The sequence below is a fragment of the Cyclobacterium roseum genome (genome assembly GCF_010119225.1).
Classification (GTDB): domain Bacteria; phylum Bacteroidota; class Bacteroidia; order Cytophagales; family Cyclobacteriaceae; genus Cyclobacterium; species Cyclobacterium roseum.
The window spans coordinates 139228-150964 of the sequence record NZ_WNKF01000012.1 but is presented as its reverse complement, the minus strand read 5'-3'; the positions used below and the strand labels follow the sequence as shown (position 1 = coordinate 150964).

Sequence of the window (11737 nt, the reverse complement as noted above, 5' to 3'; positions counted from 1 at the left end):
CTATTTTTTTAAGGGTTTGGAAACCGCCCCTGGCTGTAGATCCAGCGAATCCCCAAATTTTTCAAAATACCGGCAAAGGTGGGTAATAGAACATTCCGCACATTTGGGTTTTCTTGCCAGACAAATGTACCGTCCATGGAGTATCAGCCAATGATGGGCTTTATGAACCACTTCTTTTGGCAGGTGTCGAATGAGGTGTTTCTCTACTTCGAGTGGGGTTTTAGCACTTTGTGGGACCAATCCCAACCTTTTGGAAACTCGGAATACATGGGTATCAACCGCCATGTTGGGTTGGTTCCAAATGACACTGGTAATCACATTGGCCGTTTTTCTTCCCACCCCCGGAAGCTTAACCAGATCGGCAACCGTTTCCGGTACCTCTCCATCGAATTCCTCCATCAACATTTTCCCCAGCCCCAGCAAGTGCCGGGTTTTATTATTCGGGTAGGAAACAGATCGAATATAGGGAAACAGTTGATCAAAATCACTCGCGGCCAAGTGATCCGGTGTGGGAAAATCCCTGAAAAGGGCCGGAGTGACCATGTTGATCCGCTTATCGGTACATTGAGCACTCAGAACCACTGCCAGCAACAACTGGTAAGGGGTCTCGTACTGGAGTTCTGTTTCTGCCACAGGCATGTTCTCGGTAAAATGATCGACAAAAGCCCGGTACCTGTCCTTTTTTAACATGTTCGCTATTTTTCAATTTCTTTTTCTGTCGACAGGTAGTGATACAACCTGTCCGAAGAAAACGATAATACAAAAAAAATCCTACCGCTAAGCTATAGCGGTAGGAAAATCATTTTTTTTGTTGGTGTTACACTTTTTCCAGTCCTCTGAACCGGGCCTTTTTCTTAATGGCATTAACAATTCTTTCGGAGGGTTCCGTTTGGAGCTGATCTAAATTTTGAATGGTTTCCAGCAAGTCCATGTACTCCTGCATTAAAAAGGGTTGGTGTCGCAGGGCTTGCACCATTTCTTCACGCTCCTCCTCCATCATTTCCTGATAGACATATCTTATCAGGTCACTTTGGGTAAAAGATTTGGTCATAGGCGATATTTATTTGTTTTAGTTTTTTCCTTAAATTAATAAGAGCATAACGCATTCTACCTAAGGCCGTGTTAATGCTTACACCCGTCTGTTCGGCAATCTCCTGAAAACTCAGGTCCATATAGTGTCGCATGATCAATACCTGCTTCTGACTTTCTGGAAGCTCGTCGATCAATTGTCTGACCAAGGCATAGGTCTCATCTTTAACTTTTAATTCCTCAACATTTTCTTCCGCAAAATGCAGGGTGTTAAACACGTTCGAACCATCCTCCATCACCACCGTAGGATGCCGCTTCATTTTCCTGAAATGATCGATTGCCAGGTTGTGGGCAATCCGCATCAACCAGGGTTGGAATTTACCCTCTTCGTTATACCGATCAGAGTTGAGTGTCTGTACAACTTTAACAAACACGTCCTGTAACAGATCCTCAGCTACTCCCTGCTCCTTCACTATCATCAGAATGGCGGTGTACACTTTGGTTTTGTATTTGTCTACTAACCGTTCGAATGCCACTTCGCTTCCATTCCTATATTGTGAGATTAACTCACTGTCTTTAGGTCCTACCCTTTTACTCATAAAACTGATATTTAGATAACGTAGAGTTTTATCCCATATTGTGGTGTTTAAGGTCAATAAATAAGTATCGCGTCATCAAATGTATAGAATAGGATAAAACAACGCAATCAATTTTGTATTTTTTTATGATAAATAGTATCGTTAAACTGATTGTTCAGAACAATATACTTTTTGTTAAATTTTTAGCCAAATACAATATGGGGATTATGACTCTTTTTCCGGATTAGATCAATAACAATACCAAAACCGAACATGGCACTTACTGATTTTCGGCTACGGGTGCCTTGGCAAACCCTTTTGCTAACAGACTGTAAAGGGTACCCACCAGGCCCAATACGCCACTAATATACGCAGATGTTTCATTCAGGATGGTCGGGTCGTAAAAGCTAATCAATGCGACACTGATTAACACAAAGCTGAAAACAGCTGCCTGTATCATTTTGGCGTTACCTGATTTTCTTTCGTCTTGCTTAAACCGTGCTACGTCTTGCTCACTGGCAAAAATGCATACGAAATTTCGAAAACTATTGGAAAACAGGACCAGGCGGTCTCTGTCAGCATTCATCCGGATGATTCCCTTCTGAATCAAAGCCGTCATCGTTTCCTTATTAAAAAAATTAATAAAACCTTCGGTAGCGTAGTTGTACACCATCTTCCGTTCCTTCAGGCTTAATTCCGCCCAAATATTCATGAAATAGGCTTTGTTGTACCGTTGAATGGAAAGAATGCATTTTTCGTACCGTTCTTTTGAGAGGCATTCGTCCCAATCATCTGCGGACAATTCCTCGGTAATCAGATTGGCAATCACCTCCGAATGGGGACTGCTGGCAATTTCAGCCGCCAGCTCCTGCGTTTTTTCGTCGTTAAATAACTTGCTTCCCATTTTTCGTTTGAATGCCTCCCGTTCTTCCGTTTCCAATAACTCCCAATCCACTCCTGAGTAAGGAAGGGTGATGGATCGGTTTTTAAAATCCAGAGGAACGTATTGAAATAGGTATTCTGAGAAAATCTCAGTAATCAACAAGCGCTTCTGTTTGGGAGTGTCCTGAAGGATGATCTCCTGAAGCGGCTTACCGGAGGTAACAAATAAGTAAACCGGCTTATCGTAATCGTATTTTCCAAAGGCCAGCATGGCCTTGAGCAATCCCTCCACACCCTCCAGGCAGTGGATATTTTCAAACACAACCGCCCGATGGGAGTTTGCCAATTGCGGCATATTTGCCAAATCTGTTTCCGCATTTACCAGCAACATTTCCGGGGCTGTAATGCCAAACTGGCTGCTGATCCAGTGCCGGCATTGGGCCGCATCTACTCCGATCACAAATGTCTTCCGTTGCTTTTTCGCTTTTGTGGGAAGGGAGGGCATGCCATGGGTAAAATGGTAATCAATCAGGTATATTTTATTTCCCAAACGCATGATCATATGAAAAAGCCAGATAAGCACCACGGCGAGAGCCAGTAAAATGGGGAAATTTCTTTTGATTATTTCTCCACCGTTTTTCCCGGAAAAAAAATTGGCCAGGTCGAAATTGGGAGGCAAATTAAAAGCGGCAATCATTACTTCGTAAGGTGGTGCTACAAAATTCCGAATCAATTCATCCTCATGGTTTGAAAACCTGCCAAAGTAAGTCCTTCTAAATTCCTCATGGATTTCTATCAGGCTTAAAAAGAACTCACTTAAATCTTCGGCATTTTCTCTTTCAACCAGTTCTTTTCGTTCCAAATTATCCCAAATGAATTTCTCCTGATTAAAAATCTGCCGATGAATGAAATAACCCGGCAAAAAGCCAATGATCATCAGCCATAGTAAAAAATTCAGGGCAAAAACCCTCTTGTCTACTTGCACACCGGTAAGTTTGTTCCAGAAATCACTTAGCCTCTTGTGAATACGCTGTAGCCCGGCATGTTGGGTCCAGCTATCCGGTGAAAGAGAGGGCAAATGATTGACCTTGGACAAATACCAGCACAGTACCTGAAGCAATGCCAACACCACCAGAAAAAAAAGGGTCAGAAAGGTGTAAATGGTATCGGCTTGCATCCCTGACAAATGAATTAGCCCATAAGCGGCTAAAAGCCATAGTGAAACCGAAATAACGAGGAAAGCCGTACTTTTTTTTAATTGCCGGTCCTTTTCAGTGGTAGAGAGCAGTAGGAAATTACAGGTGCCTGATTGAATGGCAAAAAGGGCTGACCAAAGGTAGATTTTAAAAATGCCTAAAGGTAAAAACAGGTAGACAGCGACAAATAGTATCAGGTCCAAAAACAAAACGCCATTTAACCAGAGGAACCGGTTTCGCTTAGCCGAAGAAGGACTGTACCATTCAAAGGAAAAAGGTTTGTAAGCCAGGTAGATACTGGATTTGCTTGTCAGCAGCGTTAATAACGCCAGCAGCACCAAGACCAATAAATAGGGAACAAAAACCGTGGATGCCTCTAAAGAAGACAGGGAGTGCAGGGCATGTTGCAGGTTCTGATTCTCGAGGTACAGCACCCAGTTTTCTGAAACAAATTCCTCAGAGGATATCCTGCTCAAGAGTGCCTCATATTCATGGCCATTTACATAAATCGGGGTTTTCCAGACCTGCTTTTCATCCGCATGCTGATTGTTTGCGATAAGGGTTTTGATCTCATCCCATTTTTCTTCCCCTATCCCCTCTTGCAGGTAATTGATGGGAATATTTACCTTTTGGCTTTTCAGTAGAACTTTTCCATCGGGTTTGAAAACGAAATAGCGTTGGTTCTTACTGATTTTAGGTGCCAGGGAATCCAATCGAAACGTCAATGCGAAACCGGATCCTGCTGCCCTCTTACTGATCACTCCTTCCAGATTTCCGGTAGATTTGGAAAAATGAGCACTGATAAAATGCTTGCTGGAATCCACTGGCAACTTCTTTACATAGTCCCGGTTGGCAATGGACACGAAGGGAAAATCCCCAAAATCAATCGGACCATCCATAGAATTGGTCCCTGGAATAAGCATGGTCAGAATATTTCCGTCAGGGTCGAATTCTAAAAATTCGTTGACGTTATTTTCCGGGTTGAGGGAATTCCTTTCGGTGCTGGATTTTAGTTTCCCTTGCTTTAAATCATCGCTAAAACGATCCAGACCATATGTCAGCCGATCAATCTGCCTGGAAAAAGCCGCTTTCAAGTCATGCACGTATTGATCTCCCGGAGAAGTACTTCGGTAATTCTGAACCAGGGAAAAGGAAAAAAAACCCAAAATCAGCATTACCAGAATTAAAGAAAGACCTAAGCCTATCACTCGCTTTTTGGTGAGTATATCGCCATTTCCCAGATTAAAGATGCTGATGATGGGAATGGACACGAAAATTAAAATCAATAAGGTGAGGAAGGTACTGAGGAGTCGGAAGTCTATCCGAAGGGCAACCCGTTCAAATTGTGCTTTTTCCTTAATTCCCAATAAATAAAACCCCTTATTCCCTATCAATGCCGGAGACAAAAATCCCTGGAAATCCGTTCCTGATAGCTGCAGGTTTAGCTTTCGTTCCCCCACCGAATGCAGCCCACCCAGTGTATCAGCAGGAATAACCGGCAACCCCGCCATGTCTCTGGGGTAAATGGCCGTACCCGAGCTATCCAAAACAAAGAGGCGATCAAAAAACATACTTTGGATGTTGTTTTCCATTAAGGTATGGATAGGTACCACGTGATTTACTTCAAATGCCCGTCCAGTCCCGGGTGCCGATTTAACGGTAATCCCCAGGTTTTCACGAACCTTCCGAACCAATTCGCTTTGATTTAAATCCGGTAGCTTTCCTGACTTGGTCGTATCATCCAAAGAAAAACGGAACCCATTGACCTCGATCAAATAAAGGGAATCCTTTTTTCTCAAAGAGATCCCTTGTTGATCCAGGACGGATTGATCAAAGGAGGGACCGGCTTCAAAGGCTTTAATGGATTTAATGCCGAATTTCGGAGTGCGGTCGATCATTTCCACCATTCGGGCAGCTGCATTTTCGACCTCTCCACCGGCCCATGTGTAGAAATTTCGTTTAAAATAGCCTTCCAACTGAATGTGGTAATTGTAAAAAGCGTCCACAAAATTTTGCTTGGCCAAAAAAATAGCCTTGATACCCTGGGATTCCAGTTGCTTTTGGTTGGTTTTCGAATGTTGGTAAAGGTAGGCACCAATCAACAACATCCCGCCAAATATTAAAATCCAGATACGTAAATCCTTGAATTTCATGGTCGTAAAACCCTGTTTTAGCTACGAAAACAAGTTAAGGAAATCGACGTACAATAAAAATTTTTATTTCGAATTCGAAATAAAAGCAGGAAGGTCTGATCTTAGTTTATCAGGCCTAGCTACAAAAAATGTCAAAAAGGTTGTCTTTTACGTTGCATTTATTCCTGACTAGCATCCTCCTGTCCTTTATTCATCCAGGAAGGAGCAGTCACAAACCAAAGGATCGTGCCCGCCAACATGAGCTGTTTACAGGTATCGGGTGTCATCTCAGCGGAAAACACCAACATTGCCGGGACAATATTCAGCCCCAGGCCTATAAAGGATAGTAGTTTTATTAGAAGTTTTTTCATTTTCGTTGGGTGATTTTACTGGCAATGACATATACCAAAACAGCCACAAACCATCCAGGCAGTCCAAGGAAGAAGATTTCCACCCCTACCATCAGGTTGAGTAGCAAACAAAAAGCCAGGGTGACCAACCAGGTGATGGCTACCGCACTGTTCAGACGTTTACCACTAACCTGGGCATAATTGGATGTAAGGCCAATTTTTTCAAGCAGGTACACGTCAATAAATATAACGGCCCCTACAGGCATTAGGATCAATCCGTAAAGGGCTACAAATTCCAGAAGCATCATCACCAAGGCCGGAAAACAGGCCGCAATAGTGGTAAATAAGCCTACAAATAAGGTGACTTTCCAGGTTTTCCAACGGGGATTGATGGATTGAATGGCGAGTCCGGCTCGGTATAGCGTAGGATTGGCAGTGGTCCAACCCGCTACCACTACACAGATGGCTCCCGCAACTCCCACCGCACTGTAGGCAATGGGTCCGGGAGCAAAGGTAAGACTCCCCTCGGATTCAATCAAAAACAAGGAATACAATATCCCGGAGGCTATCCAGGCGATAAAATGGCCCAGAAATACTCCGGTAGCAGACGAGAAGCCATACTGCCATTTTTTGGCGTAGCGTAGCAAGGAAAGGTCTGCCATGCCTATGTGCATGGCCATGTTACAAAACCAGGCAAAAAACAAAATATGCCAGAATCCAAACTTACTTTGGCCTTCCAGCGGAACCCCGGTCCAAATGGTGCTCTCGGCGACTGACCAGAACGAACCCGCATCAGTAACTCCCAACCGGGGCAATACAGCCAGGGCGGCAGCAATGAATATCATGATCATCCAGGGAGCTGCTACCATGGCAAATTTGGATACCTGATCAAAGCCAAACATGGCAATAATGGTGGTGATGGTTCCCACAGCAAAAACCGTAAGCACCCATCCCAAATTGTTGGGATAGACATCGGTCAACTGTGGCATGGCCATATCGAAGGGAATTCCCACGGCTGTCGCCGCTACCGCTATCATGGATCCGGCTAAAAAGCAAAACAATCCCGCATTTACCAAATTGTAAATGAGGGTAAACCTATTCCCTGCAACTTTTTCCAATAAATAATAAAGGGTGACCCGGGTTTTTACGGCTATTTTTGCTGTCAAAAACGCCCAGCTTAAGACGGCCAGGATATTTCCCAGAATCAACCCCGTAACCAAATCAATGGCACTGGCACCATGTGCCACGAATAAAGGACCGATTACAAATTCGGTACCTGCGGTATGCTCTCCGGCATAGGTTCCTAGAAAGCTCCTCCAACCTTTTAATTTATTGGCGGGTATGGCTTCCTGCTCGTATTCATTTACGGAATTCAAGCGCGCTACCAGACTTTTATTTTTTTCCATAGAATTTGGTTACTGAGAGAGTCAAAAGCTTGTTTTACTTACCTTGTTTGGATGTTGATTAAAAATGAAATTCGGCCAGGGATATGTGAACCGATGTAAGACATATGTATCTATAAATAAACCCATAAACTAAATTGGGATTGTTCGTTGATTATTAAACTGACCCCCGGTTTATAAATTTGAATACATTTTTAACCGATTCTTTTTTATTCTTTTTGATCATATAGGCAGCCGTCTCGCCCATTAGCCTAAAATCGGTTGATATGACGGTAATACCCAAAAGCTCCTTCAAAGGAGTATCATTGTAGGAAATAATCCCAATATCAACTCCCAATTTAAAGTCCTGTTCGCGTACCTGTTTTACCAGGTTTACCAAATCGTTTTCCTCAATCACGATGAAAGCATCCTTATGCCTCAATTCCATTTCGGCATATACGGTTTCCAGGATCTCAAAATCAAAATCAAAATCACGGCAAAACTTTTTAAAACCCTCCATGATTTCTTTGGGGTAGGGGTAAACGGTATCGTTTGGATATACCAACATCAACTTTTCGTAATGCTGCAACTGAAATATTCCCTCACAGAGGGCATTGTAAATATCATTTTTAAAATCCTGGTAGATAGCCGAAACCTCGTCTCCCAGTTGTGGTATTTGATTGTCCATCACAATCAATTTATCCGCAGGAATCTTTCTCAGACACTTCATTACCTCGGTATCCAAATTGTAATGACCCTGGTTTTCGTCTTTGAAATGGGGCATCAGTACGTAATAATCGTAGCCTCCCCGGTTTTCATTGAGAATATTCATTAGCAATTTAGGGTCGCAATGGTAAATATTTAAATCTACCTGCGCGTCCGCACCCATGCTGTTAATGAAAGAGTTGTAGGTTTTTAGCTTGTAGTTGCTGAGCTTATTGAGCAAAAACAATATGCTCACTTTGGAAGTGGAGATGTTCTTAGCTACATAATAGCCCTTCCCTTTTACAGAAAGAATAATTTTTTTTTCTTTTAATTGATTGTAGGCCTTCTCTACCGTATCCCTGGAAAGGTAATGTTCTTCACTTATTTCGTTGATGGAAGGAATCTTATCCCCTACCTGCAACTGGCAACCTTCAATATCTTCAATAATGGAATTGACAATTTGCTGGTATTTAGGAATTCGCGAATTTTCATCCAAGCGGATGAGGGTCTTTACTTCAATCATGGGATTCAGGTTATTTTAAGCAGCTACAGTCCTACACTTCTCAAACGAAGTACATTTAAAATTAATTAAATATTCCTCAATAGTAACATTTCACCTTATTTAATTGAATTTGGCAATCCGTACAACTACTATTTCTATCAAGGGTGAATTTCGATGTTGACCGGACCTGCGAGACCGGAAGGCATGATGTCCCAGCCAGAAGCATCAAAAGGCCCGTAATCGATGTTCACAAAATTGATTTCATGGTAATTTCTCCAGGTAACCCCCTGCTGGTCCAGGTAACGGATGCGATTAGCCATAAGATTGGCCACCTCTATTTTAATTTCATTCGTCCCATTTTGAAGGTAATCGCTTACATCCAGCTTAAAGGGTATGCCAAAGGCAAAACCTACTTCCTGTCCATTGATCCACACCCGTGCACTTTCCAATACCTTACCCAAATTCAATACGTATTTTGCGCCTTGACTCAGGTTGAGGTCTAATTTTGTTTCGTATAAAGCCTGTCCGGAAAAATGCAGGACTTCTTCATTTTCCAATTTGGTCCAGGGCTGAACTTCTTCCAATTGTTGCGCTTCCGGAAGCGTCGGACCCCCTGCTGTAAAGGTTAGCGTCCAGGGACCTTCTACCGGGATAAGGTCCGGCTCAGAATGGCTGTACTTCCACTCGGAAATGCCTTCGGAATCTTGCTGCAGCAAATGAACGATCAGCGATTTCCCCGGGTCCAGATTTACCCTTACTTCAAATTCCCCCTTTTCTCCACGGTTTTGTGCCAACCCTACCTTTCCTATTTCGGGATCCATCAGCACCGCCTCATTCGCCCCGTACTTCAGCGGGATATAGCTGTTTACTGCTTCAGCGGAATGGTTCACCAGGTAATAGTACCGCTCCCCCTTAAGATTTCGACGGATATACTGAAGCCCTTCATCCACCAGCGTTTCCCGTTCCAGGCCCGCCAATTCCATGGCCTGAAGCAGGTCTTCCGATAAGATTACCTGTCCACTTCCTACTTTTGCCAGTTGTGAGCCGGCAGTTGCTTCAAATGCCAACGACTCCCATAATGAATTCAATGCTTCCTTTCTGGAAGTGAAATCGTTAAACCCGGGAACTTCGGTGGGCACCTGCTGAAAAACTACTTTTGCCCCTTTTTCCGCCAGAGAAAGGATCCGCTCCAGCGTGGCTACCGGCATATACGTAAGCTTTGGCACCACCAAAACCTGAGCGCTGTATGTTCCATTGGCTGAAGAAAGGTGGCCATCCGAAACCTGTAAATCCCCAATCAAGTCATCTGAGACAAAATCCAATCCGAATCCCTTTTCCATCAGCATCTTGGAACCCTTATAAAATGGAGTGGGATGCAACCACTCATCAATCCCATGTACGGTCAACATCTTGGATAAGCCTTCCGGATCCGCCCACACATCATACACCGGCCAGTACATTAGCAGTTCGTTATCCGGCGTTCCGGACTGCAGCACCGACTGAACACGCTGTATATACTCATTAAAGCCTCTAAAATGGGGCCATAGGCTGTTATGTGTATTCAGATTCAAAGAAGCATAAAATAACCATCCCGGAAAATCCACCTCTTCGGGAGAGTAGGTCACTCCATGGTAAAACATATGGTTGATTCCCGCCAGAAAAGCCTGCTCCAATTCCGGTTTTGCTTGTGAGAAAGCAGATTTAAAATGCTCTCCCAGCCAGGTAAAGGTCTCCGTGGAAACCAGGTTTTTTCCGGTCAAATGTGCCGCAGAAGAGGCAAATTTTAGCATGATAGGATCGGGATCCACGTTTCGGATGTCTGCACTGTCCCTTCGAATACCGGGTATGGGAAAATAACTGGAACCGAAGGTTTCCCCCTCGGGTATGTCCACCCGGGCATACAGGTCCAGTAGGTTTCCCGGTGAACCGTGCGCTTGGTTTTTAGTTAGTTTGCCCTGCCTGTTGGCCCAGTCAGTCCATTGTCCGGTAAAGTTCTCCAGAAGCATGTCGTTGATCGTCTCCCGGTAATCGGACTTTAATCGGGCACTGCGTTCGTCCGGTTCTTCTGCCAGCAATTCCGGTAAATGATTCCGCAGGTCGTATCCTCGCTTTTCCTGAAAGAACTGAAAAAAATTCTCCGTGAAATCCGCCCCATACACTTCAAAGCTATCGTTATAAAATGCCCGTATCCCGGGAAAATCCTCTTTAAAGGCCTCTTCAAAATGCGAGAGGTAGTCATTGACGGACTCTTTGGAATAATGGTCCAGGGTAAAGCCCTGTCCACCGGGTGCCGCCCTTTTGACCATCTGACCGGTTTGCGCCATAAATACCGCCACCAGCTCCCATTTTCCGGAAGCGTCCCAGGACAATTCTCCGGAATCGTCAATTTGGCTGGTAAGGTTTACCGGAGTCTCGTTTTCCTTAAAGGCCATTACCGTGTGCAGCCCGTATTCAAAGCGGGTGGCGCGGGTGCTTTCAAGCAGGATGGGCCGGTCTAATCCCTCTTGGCCGGAATAAGTATGTTGCTGGATCACCATTCGCTGGGCAGCCATTTCCGGTTGGACCATCGGTCCGCCAAAGGGCCAGCCAGTGCCTTGCGTCAGGTCAATGCCCATGTTCAGGCTATCGGCTTTGGCCACGGTGTGATGAAGCATTTCCATCCACTCCGGAGAAAGGTAGGTCAAAAAACGATCTTCAAATCCTTTTGCTCCATAAATCGGGGCGATTTCCAGTCCGCCCAGACCTGCGGCTTCATAGGATTGGAGCAGGTTTGTCAGGTTTTTCTCGTCCACAGCATTGCCCATCCACCACCACCGCGTCCAGGGTTTTGCGCTGCGGGTCACTTCCGGCCATTCGCCAGCCTTTACGATTGGCGTAAACGGCTCTTCTTGCTGGCAGCCAGCATGTCCAAAGAGAAAAGCCAAAAAAAACAGGGAATATAGACTTAATTGTAACGTTTTATATCGTTTCATCATCGGTGG

At 44.4% G+C, this 11737-nt stretch carries 8 protein-coding genes; all 8 read right to left on the bottom strand.

The genetic code is table 11. The features are described 5' to 3' along the window. Positions 1-690: an endonuclease III gene (gene nth, locus GJQ68_RS16840; protein ID WP_162418468.1), complete on the bottom strand. Its 690-nt coding sequence runs from the start codon at positions 688-690 to the stop codon at positions 1-3. Between the two features lie 127 nt (positions 691-817). Continuing rightward, a complete protein-coding gene (locus GJQ68_RS16835; protein ID WP_162418467.1) occupies positions 818-1051 on the bottom strand; it encodes a hypothetical protein in 234 nt (77 codons plus the stop codon). Continuing rightward, the gene (locus GJQ68_RS16830; protein ID WP_162418466.1) at positions 1026-1628 is read right to left on the bottom strand and encodes an RNA polymerase sigma factor; all 603 of its coding nucleotides are present in this window, start codon (positions 1626-1628) and stop codon (positions 1026-1028) included. The genes GJQ68_RS16835 and GJQ68_RS16830 overlap by 26 nt, the downstream gene beginning before the upstream one ends. Before the next feature lie 259 nt (positions 1629-1887). Continuing rightward, a complete protein-coding gene (locus GJQ68_RS16825; protein ID WP_162418465.1) occupies positions 1888-5838 on the bottom strand; it encodes a hypothetical protein in 3951 nt (1316 codons plus the stop codon). 158 nt (positions 5839-5996) lie between these two features. Continuing rightward, a complete protein-coding gene (locus tag GJQ68_RS16820; protein ID WP_162341323.1) occupies positions 5997-6188 on the bottom strand; it encodes a hypothetical protein in 192 nt (63 codons plus the stop codon). Then, entirely contained in the window at positions 6185-7573 is a 1389-nt protein-coding gene (locus GJQ68_RS16815; RefSeq protein WP_162418464.1) for a purine-cytosine permease family protein, read from the bottom strand. The genes GJQ68_RS16820 and GJQ68_RS16815 overlap by 4 nt, the downstream gene beginning before the upstream one ends. A 154-nt stretch (positions 7574-7727) precedes the next feature. After that, complete coding sequence (locus GJQ68_RS16810; RefSeq protein ID WP_162418463.1) at positions 7728-8777, bottom strand: GntR family transcriptional regulator; 1050 nt, start codon at positions 8775-8777, stop codon at positions 7728-7730. A 137-nt stretch (positions 8778-8914) separates the two neighbouring features. Beyond that, entirely contained in the window at positions 8915-11731 is a 2817-nt protein-coding gene (locus GJQ68_RS16805; RefSeq protein ID WP_235941652.1) for a glycosyl hydrolase, read from the bottom strand. Positions 11732-11737 lie beyond the last annotated feature (6 nt).